Consider the following 16,005-nt stretch of genomic DNA (forward strand, 5'->3'; position numbering starts at 1 on the left):
CCTCACCTCTTATCTGGTCTTTTTAGTTCAAAGGTATTTTCTTTAGTTATGAGGCAGTAATTTGCCCCTCCTAACCTTCCTATTATCTCAAGTTCTGTGGTATCAACATACCCTTTTTCATTTAGGATATCATCTCTTATGTGAAAATTCAAAACCTGACCAAGTATTATCCCCATCTTTCCTATCTGTATTATTTCATACTTTCTGCACTCAATATTTACAGGAGACTCTTTCACCCTTGGAGCTTTTACATATGTTGAAGGAGCTGGTGTTAAACCTGTTTTTTCAAACTCGTCAATCTCACTCTCAAACGGTATTGATGATATATTCATCTCCTCAAGAAGATCTCTTGTAACAAGATTTATAACAAACTCTCCGGTTTCCTCTATATTTCTCCATGTATCTTTTTTTACACCTGGCTCTTTACTTCCTATGGAAACAACAACGAGAGGTGGATCACTTGAGATACCTGCATAATAGCTGAAGGGTGCAAGGTTGTTAATACCCTCCGGACTTACAGTTGAAATCCAGGCAATAGGCCTGGGAACGATCACAGAAGTCATAAGCTTATATATATTTTTTGGCTCTAAATTCTCTGTTTTTATCTCCATCCCGTCCTCTAATCTTAAATCTAACTTTATTTTTTAATAAAATCAACACTATGTCTGTTCCTTTGCCCTCTCACTGCGAGGGTAGAGTATCTTTGCCATAAATATTGAAAGCTCATAAAAAACAATAAGTGGTGAGGCCAGAAAAACCTGACTTATAACATCAGGTGGGGTTAATACAGCAGCAAGAACGAAAGCTGCTACAGCAAAGTAAGGTCTGAACTTTGAAAGGGTTTCAGGAGTAACAAGGCCTAACCTTGCAAGGAGTGAAAGAATAACTGGGAGCTCAAAGGTTATCCCAAAGGCGAATATAAGCCTTGTTACAAATGAGATATATGAGCTTACAGATATCATTGCTTCAACATCAAGCTGTGTATAACCAAATGTGAGAAGAAACTTTATGGCAAGAGGAAGAACGCCGTAAAAGGCAAAAAGAACCCCTGAAACAAAGAAGATCGTTGTAAAGAATACAAAAGGAACTACAAGCTTCTTCTCATTTTCATAAAGGGCAGGTTCTATAAATTTCCATATCTGGTAAAAAACAAAGGGGGACGATATAACAAAACCAACAAGTAGTGATATCTTTAAAGCTGTAAAGAATGATTCTGTTGGTGTTAATGCTACAAGCTTTAAGTCTGGAAAGGCTTTATTTAAAGGTTCCTTGAATATATCAAAGAATATCTCAACCTGAGTAAAGACAATTATCATTCCGATGAATACTGCTATCAAGCTTCGGAAAAGCCTTACCCTTAACTCTGCTAAATGTTCCGTAATCGGTGCTTCGTACTCTTCAGGACTCTTTGTTTCCTGCGTCATTTAGCTTTTCCTCTTTGCTTTTATTCTTAAATGATATCTTTTCCCTTTTTGGTCTGTACTCTTCCTTTTTTATCTCCTTCTCAAACTCTTTTTCCCACTCATCCTTCTTTTCTTCCGTAAGATCCTTAGGTATTATATCCTCCTCTTTTGGGAGTGCCTTTGTTGTATCCTCAACAACAGCGGATTTCACCTCATCTACAGTTGATTTTATCTCCCTGTAAAACTTACCTAAAGTTTTTGCGACCTCAGGTAGTCTTTTAGGTCCCAGGACAAGTAAGGCAACTACAAAGATAACTACAAGCTCTGTAAATCCAATTCCAAACATTTATCAAACCTCTTAAAATTTAGAGATAAACACATTATATATCAAAATTGTATCCCTATACTAAACTCTATCCTGTATGGGTACTCTCCAGCTTTTTTATCAAGTTTATATGCTATATCGAATATAAAAGACCCTACAGGTGTTGGGATATAAATACCTGCTCCGGTAGTTTTCCTTAGATAAAGCTTCCTGAGTTTTTTATCATCCTCGTAAACATTCCCGGCATCAAAGAATATAAAACCGTACAGATTGAAAGGTTGAAAGACAGGGAATCTTATATCGTTATTTATTAGAAACATACTTTTACCACCTTTCTTTAACTCACCTCCAACCTCTTCATAACCAAATCCTCTGAAATTACCGAGACCACCTAAAAAGAACCTTTCAGATAGAGGTAGTTTATCCAGATTTCTTAACGTGTATCCAAAACTGAACTTCTGCGTAAAAACGAGAAAATAAAATGGTCTGTAGTATCTGAAAGATGTTAAAAACCGAAGGTACTCAACATCTAAAAGTTCTTTTGTTATACCCAGGCTGAATATGTATCCTGAGGACGGATTCTGTTTTGGCTTTCTATGATCGTCTAATAGCCTGTATCCTATCTTACCTGTGCTGAAATTTTTTTTGGCGTAGTTATTCTGGTCTGTAAGCCTGTTGTACACTCTCTCAATATAGAAACTGTTTTTTACCCATCTGTTGTTTCTTCTACTTACCTGGATCTGAATACCTTCAATGTTAAGATCGTAAAGTTTGTGGTACTGGTAGCTTTTTAAAAATGTTATAAATCCTGAAGTTCTTTTTGGGAGTATTCTACTTCCAAATGATACACTGTAGTTTGTTCTTATATCTGATTTCTCAATGTAAGCTGATGTCTCAAAACCGTAATTGAAAAGGTTTTTAAGTATAATGGATGTTGCAACCTTCAGTTTCTGGTCTGTGTTGTAACCTAAGATACCCTGAAATAAACCTCTTTTTTCTTCCCTCAGTATGAACGCTTTAGTGACATACTTCTCTTTTCTGTTCACATTGTAGTAGGGGGTTATTGAGCTGAAAAGATAAGTCCTGTAGAGAAAATCAAGCTCGTTATCAAACTCTTCAACGGTAAAAACCTTTTTCTGTGAGAGATTTCTTTTGACAGCTTTCAGATTCAGATGTTTCGTTCCGTAAAGGAATGCTGTTTTATTTATGTACGGTTCTCCTTTCTTTACAGAAATTTTTACAGATACATCTATCTTTTTTTCTGTCTCTTTAAACTGTGCATCCAGTTCGGTCTGGGCATCTATATACCCTCTGTCTTTCAGGTACTCTCTTATTTCGTCCATTATACTTATAACTTTTTCCGGATTGTAAGGTGATGGAATCTCAGGTTTTCTACCTTTCCAGCTGTAACCTTCTACTTTAAAATCTGTAAGTATGAACTGTTTTCCTTTAAAGGCTGATATCTGAAGGTAGACGGTTTTTTCTTCCTTGTTAAGTATCTCGTCTATACTGAGGCTGTAGTTCAGGTATCCCATCTGGTAGTATTTTTCTATATAACCTGCCAGGAAATTTCTTATCTCATCTTTTCTATACGGAAGGCCTATATATTTTCCAAGTTTTTTTTCAAGATCATCTATATCCGTTTCCAGGTCTATATCTTCAATCAGGTATCTCTCACCTTCATTTATCACAAATTTTATGATACTCTCCTTTCTTAAAACATCTTCCTTAAACTGCGGGATGATCTCAACATCTAAAAAACCTGCGTTTCTGTAAAGTTTTTCCAGATTTTCAACAGATACTCCTATCTGGTAGAAATTGACTCCTTCCTCATAAAATGTTAACGCTTTTTTCAGTTTGTATTCTGGAATGTATCTGTTCCCTTCAAATATGATTCTGTATCTGTAACCTGTGTCAACGAGAATATTTAATGTGATATCTCCGTTATCTGGAGTAATACTCAGAATATTAACAAGAGCATCATAGTAGTCCATCCCTGTCAGAAAATCCTCAATGCTGTCTATTTTCTCCTGAATCTTATTAAGGCTGAAGTCCTCCCCTTCAAGATCAAGTAAATCTGAAATTTTCTCCTTAAGGCTTTCAGATACGCTTTCCCTGTAAAAGATATTTACCTTCTTTATCTTGTAAAACTTTCCCTCATCAATATTTAGATAGAGTATCCCGTTCCCTTCTTCATCTATATGAAAGTGGATATCTATCTTTGCATACGGGTATCCCCTGTCCATATAAAACTGCTTCAATCTTACAGGTATGTTGTGTATTGACTGTATATCTATAGGAAAACCCTCAACAAGACCTGCCACAGCTTTGATCTCTTTTTTCCAGAATGAGAACTTCCCTGTTATTATTACTTTTTTAAGATAGGGTTTTCTCGTCAGGTACAGGGTCTCATCTGTGAAATGGATCTCTTCAAAATCGCCTGTTCTTTTCAGAAGATCGATGATAAGTTTTTTATCCTCTGTTAACTCATATACCTCTTTTATGTTGTTCCTTGGTAGAGGATAGTTTGTTATTATCTCAAATGAATGGGCTGACATATATAAAAAAAATAGTATCAGTATAATAGCAGGCATACTTCAGTACCTTTCAGTCCTTATCTCTTTTATTCTCTTAAAACCTTCAAAAACAAAAATATTATACCTTCTAACAACTTTTCCTCTGAATCTGACCTCAAATCTCTCATGTTTTATAAGTTTTTTAAAGGAGTTTTTAACCTCTTTCTTTAAGGCCCATTCTGTCACATAAACACCGTAGTAGTTCTTATCTGCAAATCTGTTAACACCTTCCCACAGATCAAACTGGTTCATTCTTCTCCCAAGGTTTATACAGTAGGTCTGGGGATTGCCCTTAACATAAAAGGCAAGCTCAGATGCTATATGGTAGCTCTCACTGAATATGAAGTATCTTCCTTCAGGAAGGTCTGATACTATCTCAGACACCCTTTCTCCAAGCTCTTTCCAGCCTACAAGCCTTTTTGTTGGATCCTTTTCCGGTGGAAGCAGATTTCCAAGACCTATCCTGTCAAGTACAGGTGTATAGAACATTATACCTATTGATATTAAAGATAAAGTAAACAGTGTTAGAGCTGTTTTGTAAAACTTTTTTAGAAAGATGTAATAAAAGGTAAGTATGTATAGGGTTGCATAACCAAAGGCAGGCCAGTTAGCCTCAACCCTTTTTTTGAATGCTACATAGAGGAAGAAGAGGAAAACTGTAACAGGAAAGAGCCAGAGGTAGATAACCTCATTTTTATTCCTCTCTCTAAATCCCTTTATAATCGCGTACAGGAACAGAGGAAAGAGAAAGATAGAGTTTATCGCTATCTGTCCAAGTATATAATCTCCCATATACTGGAATGATTTTTTTATTGAGATCTCTTTGATATTTGCCCCTTCAAGTGTTCCAACATGCTTGAATGTTACAAAATCATGCTGGAAGTTCCACACAATAACAGGAATAGTAAAAAGGGATGCTATAAGGATTGATATATAAAACCATCTCTCCCTGAGTATCTCCCTTTTTTTCAGGAAGACGTATATCAGGGCTGGTGGGAGGAAGAAAACCATTGAGAACTTGGAAAGAAAACCAAGACCAGCTGACACACCTGTTCCTATCCATAATAAAGGCTTTTTCTCATTTAAAGCCCTGTAGAAAAGCAGAACTGTAAGTATCCAGAAGAAAACAAGAGGTGTATCTGTAAGGAATATTATAGATGCTATATTATATCCCACTATACCGTATATGAAGATAGAGCTGAGGAAGGCGAATATCTCAAGATCTTTTTTATCTTTAAAATGATCCTTGAACACTGTAAAAGTCGTTATATATGTCAGAACAGCTGTTAAAAATCCAAGTATAACGGCGTTTATCCTTACACCTATCTCTGTATCCCCTAAAACAGCTGTAGAAAATGCGTTCATGTATGCTATTAAGGGAGGTTTTGAGTAGTAAGACCAGTCAAGATGCTTTGACCACAGCCAGTACTGTGCTTCTTCTGTTGAAAGATCAATATAACCTGAAAGGATATAAGATATCCTTAAAAATGCTATAAAAAGATGGAAAGCTATAAGATATTTAAACATAAGCACCCTTGATATAAGTTATTTTAAGGTCATAAAATTATAGCATCAGCATTGAGAGGTAATGATCTTGATTTATAAAGCTCTAAGCATAGCAGGTTCTGACAACAGTGGCGGAGCCGGTATCCAGGCTGATCTGAAGGTTTTCTCAGCTTTTGGTGTTTATGGAATGTCTGCTGTTACATCAGTTACAGTCCAGAATACACTTGGTGTGAAAGGATCACACCCTGTTCCCTCAGATATTCTTTTTGAACAGATAAAGGCTGTTGTGGAAGATATAGGTGTTGATGCTTTTAAGACAGGTATGCTTCAGACAGAGGAAAATGTTCTTGCTGTTTATCAGGCTGTTAAGGATCTCAGAATGAAAAATTTTGTGGCAGACACAGTTATAAGATCAAAAAACGGTAAGTATCTTCTTGATAAATCAGCTATAGAAACCTTCATTAAAAGGATCGTTCCATTGGCGGATATCATAACACCAAATATAGATGAGGCTGAGGTTCTGACAGGAATCGAGATAAGATCGGTGGATGATATGATCAGAGCAGCAAAAGAGCTTTACAGGATGGGATCTTCAGCTGTTGTGGTGAAAGGAGGTCATCTGCCTCAGGGTGACAGGATTGTTGATATTTTTTACAACGGAGATCTTTACACTCTTGAGTATCCTTATGTTAGAACAAAGAACACACACGGAACAGGCTGTACTTTCTCTGCTGCTATAACAGCATGTCTTGCTAAAGGGTATGATCATCTGAAGGCTGTTAGAGTTGCAAGATCTTACATCCAGGGAGCTATTGAGAACTCGTTAAGTATAGGAAAAGGAACAGGAAGTTTAAACCATTTCTGGACTGTGATATGAGATTTTTTCTTAACACCTTATTCCCTGCAAGATGTATTGTATGCGGTGAGGTTTTTTACTACAGTGATCAGAATGTTGTGTGTGAGTACTGTATCCACTCTATAAATCAGGAGGATCTGGAATACCGTCACAGCTGCGGAAAGAAAAACAGAAACTGTCAGGGATGTTTAACAAAGAGAATTTTTAAGGATATAAGGGTTTTTAAAAGGGCGGATAAAAGTATACTGAAGATGATATCAGCTTATAAGTTCAGAAGTATAAAGGCTCTTTCAAAGGTTCTGGCAGAAATTATAAAGGATGATATCAGGTATTACTGTGAGACTGAAGGTATAGATCTTGTGACTTATGTTCCGGTTCATAAAAAGGTTCTTAAAGAAAGGGGATACAACCATCTTTATCTTATTCTTAAGGAGATATTCCCTGAACTGTATATATCTGAGATAGTTAAGAAGATTAGAAACACATCTTTTCAGGCAGAGCTTTCTGCGTTGGAAAGGGAGGAAAATCTTAAAGATGCATTCAGAATTGAAGATCTGGATACTGTAAGAGATAAAAGAGTTCTTGTATTTGATGACATACTGACAACAGGGAGTACATTGAGGCAGATCTACAGGGAGATAAGAAAAGGAAAACCCAGGGAGATATACGGTTACGTTATAGCAAGGTAGCTGTGATAAAATATTGGAAATCTGAAAGGCAGGAGGATCTTACATTGAAAATCACAGTTATAGGTGCAGGTTATGTTGGCCTTGTAACAGCTGCATGTTTTGCTGACCTTGGAAATGAGGTTTTATGTGTTGAGAAGGTCTCATCTAAACTTGAAAAGCTGTGTAGAGGAATATCACCTATCTATGAGCCCGGACTTTCTGAGATGCTACAGAGAAATATAAAAGAAGGGAGGATACAGTTTACAGATAGAATAGAGGAAGGTGTCAGATTTTCCGATGTTATATTTCTCTGTGTTGGTACGCCTCAGGGTGAGGATGGAAAGGCTGATCTTTCGCAGGTAGAGGAGGCATCAAGACAGATAGCCCAGAATATGACGGACTATAAACTTATAATAGAGAAATCAACAGTTCCTGTTAATACACACCAGTGGGTAAAGAAGACAGTCAAAAGGTATATAAAGGATAAATCAATAGATTTTGATGTGGCATCAAACCCTGAGTTTCTCAGGGAAGGGTCAGCTATATACGATTTTATGAATCCTGACAGAATAGTTGTTGGTGTAGAATCTGAGAGAGCTAGAAAAATTATGGAGGAGCTTTACAGACCGTTTACAGAGAAAGGATTCCCTCTTCTGATAACAACACCTGCAGCTGCTGAGCTTATAAAACATGCATCAAACTCATTCCTTGCAATGAAGATATCTTACATAAATATGATTGCCGATCTATGTGAGAAAGTTGGGGCTGATATAAATGAGGTTGCTGATGGGATGGGATATGACAAAAGGATAGGAAGGGACTTTCTCAATGCTGGAATAGGTTACGGTGGGAGCTGTTTCCCTAAGGATGTCCAGGCGTTTATAAAGATAGCTGAGGATCACGGACTTGATTTTGGACTGTTAAAAGAGACAGAAAAGATAAATAGATCAAGAAGGAGAAAGTTTTTAGACAGGATAGAGGATGTTCTCTGGATAAGTAAGGATAAGAATATAGCTGTATGGGGACTTGCATTTAAGCCTAATACAGATGATATAAGAGAAGCTCCTTCAATAGATATAGTTAGAGAGCTTGACAGACTCGGTGCAAATCTGAGGCTTTATGATCCTAAAGCTATGGAGAATTTCAGATATTTATTCCCTGAAAAAGAGAATATATCTTATGTTGAAGATATGTATGATGCTTTAAAGGATGCTGATGCACTTCTTATAATAACAGAGTGGGATCAGTTTAAAAATGCTGATCTTGATAGGGTGAAACAGCTTATGAGACTTCCTATAGTTATTGATGGAAGAAATGTTTACGATCCAAAAATGATGAAAGAGAAAGGGTTTGAGTACTACTCAATAGGAAGGTAGGGGTTTATGCCCCTTCCTCTCTTCTCACCTCACTGTCCATAAGTATAGCTATCCATCTTGTTTCTTCTCTTAGCTCAAATGCCATCTTTGCTATAACTGTAAGTGGAATTGAAAGGAACATACCAACAGTTCCAAGAACCCAACCCCAGAAAACAAGTGAGAGTAAAACAACAAGTGGGGAGAGACCTACACCTTTCCCCATAAATCTCGGCTCAATAATATTCCCTATAATCATGTTTATGGTCAGATACCAGACAGCAACAATAAGTGATAAAGGAATTCCACCGTCTATAAGGGCGATTATAACAGGAGGTATGGCAGCTATTATTGATCCAATTGTAGGTATAAAGTTAAGCAGAAATGTGAGAACGCCCCATAAAAGTGCAAAATCAATACCGAATATAAAAAGAAATATCCATGCGAAGAAGCCTGTAAATATTGATACAACAGTTTTTATCTTCATATACTTTATGACACTTTCAAAAAACTGATCCACAAGTAAGGATGCCTTTCTTCCCTTTGATATCATCTTTATCTTCTGTGAGAACATATCACTTTCAAGGAGAATGAACACAGCGAGTATGATGATAAACACAGCATTCGCAAGTATATTCCCAAAGCTGAGAAGTGAGTTTGACATAAACTGGAGGATCATATTCGGGTTTAGAAGATCAAGGTTTATATTCTCTGGAAGGTGAAAACCAAACTTCTGGAGGAATTTCTGTCCCTCATCCATGTACAGATTTAATTTCTGCTGGTAATCGCCAAGATTTTTTCTCAGCTCATCAACAGATGTGACTATAGTTAAGGCTAAAAGATAAACAACAAGAAGATTTATAAAAAGAATTATAAGCAGGGATATCCATTTTGGTATCTTTAGTGCGTTCAGATGTTTAAAGACAGGCAGAAACATTATGGCGAAGAATAGAGCAAGTAAAAACTGAACAACAAATTCCTGTGCAGCTTTAAGGCCTGCAATAATAACAACAACCGAGGCTATAGATATTAAAGTTGTAGAGATAGGCGATCTGTTCATACTATAAAAATAGTATAAAAATAAATAAAAGCGGAAGAACCGCTTTTAAACAGTTTCAAGCTCTATCTTTTCAATATGGGTAGCTTCTTTATGAACAGGTACTGTGCCCCTCTCAGCAACCTTTTCGTCAATTCTCTTAGGCTTGAGAACCTTAAGTATGTACTCCATGGCTTTAAATGTTTTTTCCTTACCACCACAGGTATAAACATCAATTGCAGCGTAGCCATGTTCCGGCCATGTGTGGATTGAGATGTGTGATTCTTCAAGAAGGATTACGCCTGTAGCTCCGTGGGGATAAAATTGATGAAAGTGTGAAGATAATTTACTTAGACCTGCGTACTTTACAGCTCCTTCAAGGAGCTCTCTTACGTCCTCAACATGGTCAATTTTGTCAAATTCAACGCCGTAAAGGTCCGCTAGGATATGCAGTCCGAGGGTTTTTTCCATTTTCTATCCTCCAATCTTATTTTTTCGATGGTGAAATGTTGCGTCGGGCTACTACTGCCCATGATAAAAAACCTCCTTTGATGGGTTAATTTTGACAAAAATGGAATATATATTATAAGTTAATTTTTTTTAAAATATCAATATTAAAAGTAGCGAATATAAAAAATTTTGCAAGGAGATATTAATGAAAAGTATAAGGGATCTGATAGGAAAGAAGGTTCTTGTTATAGATGGCGCTATGGGGACGATGATCCAGTCTATGATAATCCCGATGGAAGCATGGGAAGGTAAGACTGGATGTAATGAGATTCTCAATGTTACAGCTCCAGATGTAATCAGATCGATCCATGAAAAGTATGCATTGGCCGGAGCTGATCTTATAAAAACGAATACATTTGGTGCTCTTCCGTGGGTTCTGGAAGAGTACGGGATATCTGATAGAGCTTACGAACTTTCAAAAGCGGGAGCCGAACTTGTAAGACAGGTATGTGATAAGTACTCAACACCGGAAAAACCAAGATTTGTTGCAGGATCACTCGGTCCCGGGACGAAACTTCCCTCACTTGGTCATATAGATTATGATGAGATGTACGAAGGTTACAGGATATCAGCTAAAGGGCTTATTGACGGTGGAGTTGATATCTTCTTACTTGAGACCTTTCAGGATCCCCTCCAGATAAAAGCTGCCTTACATGCTGTTCAGGATACAGCGGAGGAATACGGAAAGGATATACCTGTTATGGTCTCTGCCACTATAGAGCTGACAGGAACGATGCTTATAGGAACAGATGTTCAGACACTTGCGGTTATTATGGAGCCTTTTGATATTCTCACACTCGGGTTTAACTGTGGGACAGGACCTGACCAGATAGAGAGCCACCTTAAAAAGCTTTCTCAGGTATGGGATGGATATATATCTATACACTCAAATGCGGGACTTCCAGAGAACAGGGGAGGACATACATACTATCCTATGGGTGCAGAGGAGTTTGCTGATAAGGAGAGCAGATTCCTTGATTTTGATGGTGTTGCTGTAGTTGGAGGCTGCTGTGGAACAACACCTGCCCATATAAAAGCCCTTGCAGAAAAGGTTAAAGATAAAAAACCAAAGCCACCCAAAGGAAACCAGCCCAGAGCTTTAGCCTCATTATACGGTATACAGCCTTTAAAACAGGAGCCTCCTCCATTTTTAGTTGGTGAAAGAACAAACGCAACAGGGTCTAAAAAGTTCAGGGAACTTCTTTTAAGTGAGGATTACGACGGGATACTATCAGTTGCGCAGGATCAGGTTAAGGCTGGAGCACATGCCCTTGATGTGTCTGTCAATTTTGCAGGCAGAGATGAGATAAAGGATATGAAGGCTGTTATAAGCCGTTTCAATGAGAAGATCCCAATACCACTTATGCCTGACTCAACACAGCCTTCCGCACTGGAAACAGCACTTAAATGTATAGGTGGAAGACCTATATTGAACTCGGCAAACCTTGAGGATGGGGAGGAGAGGTTTAACAGGATATGTCAGCTTGCAAAAAGGTACGGTGCTGCCCTTGTTCTTCTGACGATAGATGAGAAAGGGATGGCAAAGACAAAGGAGAGAAAGGTTGAGATAGCTGAGAGGATGTACAGGATAGCAACAGAAAAACATGGTATAAATCCGGGAGATCTTGTGTTTGATGTTCTCACATTTACTGTAGGCTCAGGTGATGAGGAGTACAGAGATGCTGCTGTTCATACGATAGAGGCTATAAAAGAGATAAAGGAAAAACATCCGGAAGTCGGTTTTGTTCTTGGAATATCAAATGTTTCATTCGGTCTTGATAAGACAGCAAGGAAGTATCTTAACTCTGTTTTCCTCCACCACTGTGTAGAAGCTGGACTGACAATGGCTATCATAAATCCGAAACATCTTATACCTTACTACAGAATTTCTGAGGAAGACAGGAAGATATGTGAGAACCTTCTGTTTAATATATGGGAGGATGGGGAAGATCCTCTGTTCAGGTTCATACAGCATTTCTCAAAAACTGAAAGGAAGGATACTGGGGAAGATCAGGACGATTTTTCCGATCTTCCTGTTGAGGAAAGGATAAAGAAACTTCTTATTGATGGTGAGAAGGAAAAGTTAATAAAAACGGTTGAGGAGGCGAGACACAGTATACCTCCTGAAAAGATAATAAACGAGGTACTTATTGATGCGATGAAGGTTGTTGGTGATCTTTTCGGTGAAGGTAAAATGCAGCTTCCTTTTGTTCTCCAGTCTGCTGAGGCTATGAAAGCTGCTGTTGATTATCTGAACCAGTACCTTCCAAAGAAAAAGAAGGAAAAGGAGACAACACTTATACTCGGAACTGTGAAAGGGGATGTTCACGATGTTGGTAAAAACCTTGTTGATATCATTCTTACAAATAATGGGTTTAAGGTTGTAAATATAGGGATAAAGGCTGAGCTTGAAGATTTTATAAAAGCCTACAAAGAACACAATGCTGATGCTATAGGTATGAGCGGACTTCTTGTTAAATCAACGCTTGAGATGAAGAACAACCTTGAGGAGATGAGAAAGAGAGGAATTAACGTTCCTGTCTTACTTGGTGGAGCTGCACTTAATAAGAGTTTTGTTGATCAGTACTGCAGACCTGTTTATGACGGCCCTGTATTTTACTGCAGGGATGCCTTTGATGGTATAGAGGCTATGTCAAGGATAGAAAGATGGGATGGGATTTCTCCACTTGATACAGACCTTGGGCATAAAGGGGAGGAAGAGGTAAAACCTGAGATTAAAGAGGAAGTGGAAATCCCACCTTTATCACAGATAAAAATGCCTGACAGATCTGTCCCTGTTCCTGTCCCTCCTTTCTGGGGAAGAAAGGTGTGGGTTTATCCTGATATGGAGGATAAGAATTTTTACAGGTATATACAGGAGCTTGCATTTAGATGGATAAATAAGGGTAGTCTATTTAAAAGAGCCTGGGGTTACACAAGGGGAGGAAAGAGTAAAGAGGAGTACGAGAGAATAAAAAAGGAAGAGGTAATACCTGCTTTTGAAAGATTAAAAGAGCTTTTAATAAATGAGGATATATTCCAGCCTAAAATAATATACGGATACTGGCCGTGTAGATCAGATCTGCCTCTTGAAGAAGGAGAGAACAGAGAGTGTTCCCTTCTAATATTCCCCGAAACTGAAGGGTGGTTTAAGGATAATGATGCAAACAGAGATCCTCTAAAAGATGTTATAGGAACCGCACAGATCGTTATGAACTTTCCAAGATCAAAAAAGCCTCCATACAGATGTGTAGCCGATTACTTCCACAGCAACAGGCATGATCTTGTTGCTTTTACAGTTGTGTCCGCAGGAAACAGGCTTTCTGAGTATGAGAATGAACTTTTTAGATCAGGTAAATACAAGGAGTATCATCTCGTACACGGACTTGGTGTTGAGCTTGCAGAAGCTCTTGCAGAGATAGTTCATAAAAAGATAAGAATCGAGCTGAATATAGCTGAGAATGAGGGGAAAACACTTGATGATGTTAACTACCAGATGAGGAGATATCAGGGGGCGAGATACTCTCCAGGTTATCCAGCCTGTCCTGATCTCTCTTTAAATGAAAAGATATTCCAGCTTTTAAAACCTGAGGAGCTTGGTATAACACTTACAGAGAACTATCTTATAGTTCCGGAACAGTCAACAGATGCTATCGTTGTTTATCATCCAGAGGCAACCTATTTTTCTGTATAGATAAGTTCCTGAGGAAAAATAAAGAGCTCCGGACAGTTTTTGAAGTCCGGACATACCTTTTTTATCTTACTTTCTGGAAGGTTTCTCATTAAGATTCTTCTCAGGCTGTGTATGTCAGGTTTTCTCTCAAAATCTCTGAGGCCTTTTTTATTAAAAAGTTCCAGTATCTCTCTGTACTGTAATAAAAAATCATTTTTGTTTTTAATCTCTCTGTAGTATGCATAAAGAAAAATCCTTGATAGAAATGAGAACCTTATGTATATATTCTCAAGTCTCAGCTCATCCTCAGCAGGAAGATAGGGAAATCTCTCTTTCACATTTTTTGCGAACAGTCCCTGTCTTCTTCCTATAAATCCTGTACCGTCAGGATTTCTGTAAGTTTTTGCACCTGTTATCCCACAGCTTGGAGATTTTGATTTCAGAAGAAATCCGTCTATATCTTTGATATTACTTAAGAAACTTTCTGAAAATCTCTTTAATGATTCTGTTATATCCTTTCCTCTGTAGTAGAGTCTGTAATCTCTATTTTTTACGAGAAATATCCTCTCCCTTGGAACTGGAAGGCCTGTATCAACCTCAGGACATACAGTTATGATCTGGGTGTATTTCTTTAGTTTTTCAACGAAAGGATTGTAAATCCTTTCCCCGTCATACCTGACAGCCTCACAGAAGCATCTACTTAAAACTATACGGGGTTTTATACTATGCATGTTTCTCTACAATATCCTTAAGGGCCTCAATAAATAATGGGTGTGATCTTAAAGTAGGAACCCTCCTGTAGCTCTCAATCCCTTTCTCTTCAGCTAACTTCCCGTACTCTATATCAAGCTCGTAAAGCGTTTCTGAGTGTTCAGAGACAAAGGCAACAGGGATGACGGCAAGTTTTTTAATCCCTTCTTCAGCAAGTTTCACAATCATATCCTCCGTCATAGGCTCAAGCCATTTTACAGGGCCTACCTTACTCTGGTATGAGATTGAGTGAGGCTGATCTGGGAAGTATTCCATGATGAGCTTGACAGTTTCCTCAACCTGATCCTTATATGGATCTCCCTGTTTTATTATCTTTTCTGGAAGGCTGTGGGCTGAAAATAGAAAGTAGTGATCTTTATAATCCGGGATATGCTCCTTTATACTCTCAACCCAGGCTTTTATAAATAGAGGATGGTCGTGGTATGATCTGATCTCAACAACAGGTATGTCTTTACCTCTTTTTTTAAATCTTCTGTAAAACTCATTAAATGAAGATCCTGTTGTTGTTCTACTGTACTGGGGGTATAAAGGGAGGAGTAAGATCTTATCTATCTCTTCCTCAAAAAGCTTATCTAATGCTTCCTCTGTAAATGGATGCCAGTATCTTAATGCAACAACAACCTTAAATCTATCTCCAAGAGCTCTCTGGAGTTTATCGGCCTGATCAAGTGTCTGCTCCTTCTGTGGAGATTTCCCTCCCATAACTCTGTAGTAATCCATTGTCTTCTTTGCTCTTACTTTTGATATCAGATAGGCAACAGGCTTCTGTATAAGCCTTGGTATCTGGATTATATCGTGGTCTGAAAAAAGGTTGTATAAGAAAGGCTGAACAGCTTCAAGGCTGTCAGGACCTCCCATATTCATAAGAATAACGCCGGTTTTTCCCATTTCTCACCTGCCAGAATTTTGTTGAATATTATAATTCAAAAAATAGCTTAATCAATAAGTATAGTTTTATAATTATCTTAAAAATCACAAGAGTGGTGGATTATGTTAACAGAGAATGAGAAGAAGTTTATTAACCAGAGATCAAAATTAGGAAAGATAGGCTCAAGATTTATAGTTATGGTTATATTTGTATGGATCCTGCTTTATGCTTTTATTATATTCAGGCTTCCCTTTATGGTATATCCTGACTATTTTGATGAGGTTCTGGTGAACTTTAATGATTTCAGGCTGATTATGCTTGTTAAGCTTGCTCCAGTTTTCTTTAATCTATTTATGATGACACTGCTTTTACTTTTTATTCTTATGCTTGTTTTCCTTAATGTTGAGAGAGACTATCTCAGGATACTGAAAAAAGTTTTAAAAGAGGAAAAAGCCTCGTGA

Annotated in this window: 14 protein-coding genes; 5 read left to right on the top strand and 9 right to left on the bottom strand. The window is 37.8% G+C overall.

What is annotated here, in order from left to right; genetic code table 11:
• Positions 1 to 2: 2 nt before the first annotated feature.
• Genes PERMA_RS08230 through PERMA_RS08250 form a run of 5 tightly spaced genes read right to left on the bottom strand, consistent with a single transcriptional unit; the run spans position 3 to position 5,831 of the window.
• Positions 3 to 611 (bottom strand): flavin reductase family protein, encoded by a 609-nt coding sequence (locus PERMA_RS08230; protein ID WP_015898994.1) that lies wholly within the window; start codon positions 609 to 611, stop codon positions 3 to 5.
• 48 nt (positions 612 to 659) lie between these two features.
• The gene (gene tatC, locus PERMA_RS08235; RefSeq protein ID WP_012675750.1) at positions 660 to 1,424 is read right to left on the bottom strand and encodes a twin-arginine translocase subunit TatC; all 765 of its coding nucleotides are present in this window, start codon (positions 1,422 to 1,424) and stop codon (positions 660 to 662) included.
• Positions 1,399 to 1,749 (bottom strand): Sec-independent protein translocase protein TatB, encoded by a 351-nt coding sequence (tatB, locus tag PERMA_RS08240; protein WP_012675409.1) that lies wholly within the window; start codon positions 1,747 to 1,749, stop codon positions 1,399 to 1,401. The genes tatC and tatB overlap by 26 nt, the downstream gene beginning before the upstream one ends.
• Positions 1,750 to 1,790: 41 nt before the next feature.
• Positions 1,791 to 4,322, bottom strand: a complete 2,532-nt coding sequence (locus PERMA_RS08245; RefSeq protein WP_012676477.1) for a BamA/TamA family outer membrane protein — start codon at positions 4,320 to 4,322, stop codon at positions 1,791 to 1,793.
• A gap of 3 nt (positions 4,323 to 4,325) precedes the next feature.
• Positions 4,326 to 5,831: an ArnT family glycosyltransferase gene (locus PERMA_RS08250; protein ID WP_012675669.1), complete on the bottom strand. Its 1,506-nt coding sequence runs from the start codon at positions 5,829 to 5,831 to the stop codon at positions 4,326 to 4,328.
• A 61-nt stretch (positions 5,832 to 5,892) separates the two neighbouring features.
• Here PERMA_RS08250 and thiD point away from each other — a divergent pair, with 61 nt between their 5' ends.
• From thiD to PERMA_RS08265, 3 genes are read left to right on the top strand one after another with little or no spacing between them, the layout of a single operon-like run.
• Positions 5,893 to 6,687: a bifunctional hydroxymethylpyrimidine kinase/phosphomethylpyrimidine kinase gene (gene thiD / locus PERMA_RS08255; protein WP_041530924.1), complete on the top strand. Its 795-nt coding sequence runs from the start codon at positions 5,893 to 5,895 to the stop codon at positions 6,685 to 6,687.
• Positions 6,684 to 7,355 carry a ComF family protein gene (locus tag PERMA_RS08260; RefSeq protein ID WP_012675598.1) on the top strand — a complete coding sequence of 224 codons (672 nt, stop codon included), beginning with the start codon at positions 6,684 to 6,686 and terminating at the stop codon, positions 7,353 to 7,355. Before thiD ends, PERMA_RS08260 begins: the two co-directional genes overlap by 4 nt.
• A 44-nt stretch (positions 7,356 to 7,399) precedes the next feature.
• Positions 7,400 to 8,710: a UDP-glucose dehydrogenase family protein gene (locus PERMA_RS08265; protein WP_012675718.1), complete on the top strand. Its 1,311-nt coding sequence runs from the start codon at positions 7,400 to 7,402 to the stop codon at positions 8,708 to 8,710.
• 4 nt (positions 8,711 to 8,714) lie between these two features.
• Here the strand turns inward: PERMA_RS08265 and PERMA_RS08270 are convergent, their stop codons facing one another.
• Positions 8,715 to 9,746: an AI-2E family transporter gene (locus tag PERMA_RS08270; protein WP_012676809.1), complete on the bottom strand. Its 1,032-nt coding sequence runs from the start codon at positions 9,744 to 9,746 to the stop codon at positions 8,715 to 8,717.
• Positions 9,747 to 9,791: 45 nt separating this feature from the next.
• Positions 9,792 to 10,193, bottom strand: a complete 402-nt coding sequence (speD, locus tag PERMA_RS08275) for an adenosylmethionine decarboxylase (RefSeq protein ID WP_012675993.1) — start codon at positions 10,191 to 10,193, stop codon at positions 9,792 to 9,794.
• 184 nt (positions 10,194 to 10,377) lie between these two features.
• Between speD and metH the strand changes: the two genes are divergently transcribed.
• On the top strand, positions 10,378 to 13,926 hold the full coding sequence (metH, locus tag PERMA_RS08280) for a methionine synthase (protein WP_012675280.1): 3,549 nt from the start codon (positions 10,378 to 10,380) through the stop codon (positions 13,924 to 13,926).
• On the opposite strand, the gene PERMA_RS08285 is transcribed toward metH, so the two are convergent.
• Together PERMA_RS08285 and hemH are read right to left on the bottom strand one after the other, a co-directional pair.
• Positions 13,911 to 14,636: a 2-thiouracil desulfurase family protein gene (locus tag PERMA_RS08285; RefSeq protein ID WP_015898972.1), complete on the bottom strand. Its 726-nt coding sequence runs from the start codon at positions 14,634 to 14,636 to the stop codon at positions 13,911 to 13,913. The genes metH and PERMA_RS08285 overlap by 16 nt on opposite strands.
• Positions 14,629 to 15,564, bottom strand: a complete 936-nt coding sequence (gene hemH, locus PERMA_RS08290; RefSeq protein ID WP_012676154.1) for a ferrochelatase — start codon at positions 15,562 to 15,564, stop codon at positions 14,629 to 14,631. The genes PERMA_RS08285 and hemH overlap by 8 nt, the downstream gene beginning before the upstream one ends.
• A gap of 102 nt (positions 15,565 to 15,666) precedes the next feature.
• On the opposite strand from hemH, the gene PERMA_RS08295 reads away from it, so the two are divergent.
• Entirely contained in the window at positions 15,667 to 16,005 is a 339-nt protein-coding gene (locus tag PERMA_RS08295; protein ID WP_012675231.1) for a hypothetical protein, read from the top strand.

Origin of the sequence: Persephonella marina EX-H1 (genome assembly GCF_000021565.1) — a bacterium.
Classification (GTDB): Bacteria; Aquificota; Aquificia; order Aquificales; family Hydrogenothermaceae; genus Persephonella; species Persephonella marina.

Coding starts and splice junctions, on each gene's coding strand:
- PERMA_RS08230 (WP_015898994.1), bottom strand. CDS start 611: ATGGAGATAAAAACAGAGAATTTAGAGCCAAAAAATATATATAAGCTT.
- tatC (WP_012675750.1), bottom strand. CDS start 1,424: ATGACGCAGGAAACAAAGAGTCCTGAAGAGTACGAAGCACCGATTACG.
- tatB (WP_012675409.1), bottom strand. CDS start 1,749: ATGTTTGGAATTGGATTTACAGAGCTTGTAGTTATCTTTGTAGTTGCC.
- PERMA_RS08245 (WP_012676477.1), bottom strand. CDS start 4,322: ATGCCTGCTATTATACTGATACTATTTTTTTTATATATGTCAGCCCAT.
- PERMA_RS08250 (WP_012675669.1), bottom strand. CDS start 5,831: ATGTTTAAATATCTTATAGCTTTCCATCTTTTTATAGCATTTTTAAGG.
- thiD (WP_041530924.1), top strand. CDS start 5,893: ATGATCTTGATTTATAAAGCTCTAAGCATAGCAGGTTCTGACAACAGT.
- PERMA_RS08260 (WP_012675598.1), top strand. CDS start 6,684: ATGAGATTTTTTCTTAACACCTTATTCCCTGCAAGATGTATTGTATGC.
- PERMA_RS08270 (WP_012676809.1), bottom strand. CDS start 9,746: ATGAACAGATCGCCTATCTCTACAACTTTAATATCTATAGCCTCGGTT.
- speD (WP_012675993.1), bottom strand. CDS start 10,193: ATGGAAAAAACCCTCGGACTGCATATCCTAGCGGACCTTTACGGCGTT.
- metH (WP_012675280.1), top strand. CDS start 10,378: ATGAAAAGTATAAGGGATCTGATAGGAAAGAAGGTTCTTGTTATAGAT.
- PERMA_RS08285 (WP_015898972.1), bottom strand. CDS start 14,636: ATGCATAGTATAAAACCCCGTATAGTTTTAAGTAGATGCTTCTGTGAG.
- hemH (WP_012676154.1), bottom strand. CDS start 15,564: ATGGGAAAAACCGGCGTTATTCTTATGAATATGGGAGGTCCTGACAGC.
- PERMA_RS08295 (WP_012675231.1), top strand. CDS start 15,667: ATGTTAACAGAGAATGAGAAGAAGTTTATTAACCAGAGATCAAAATTA.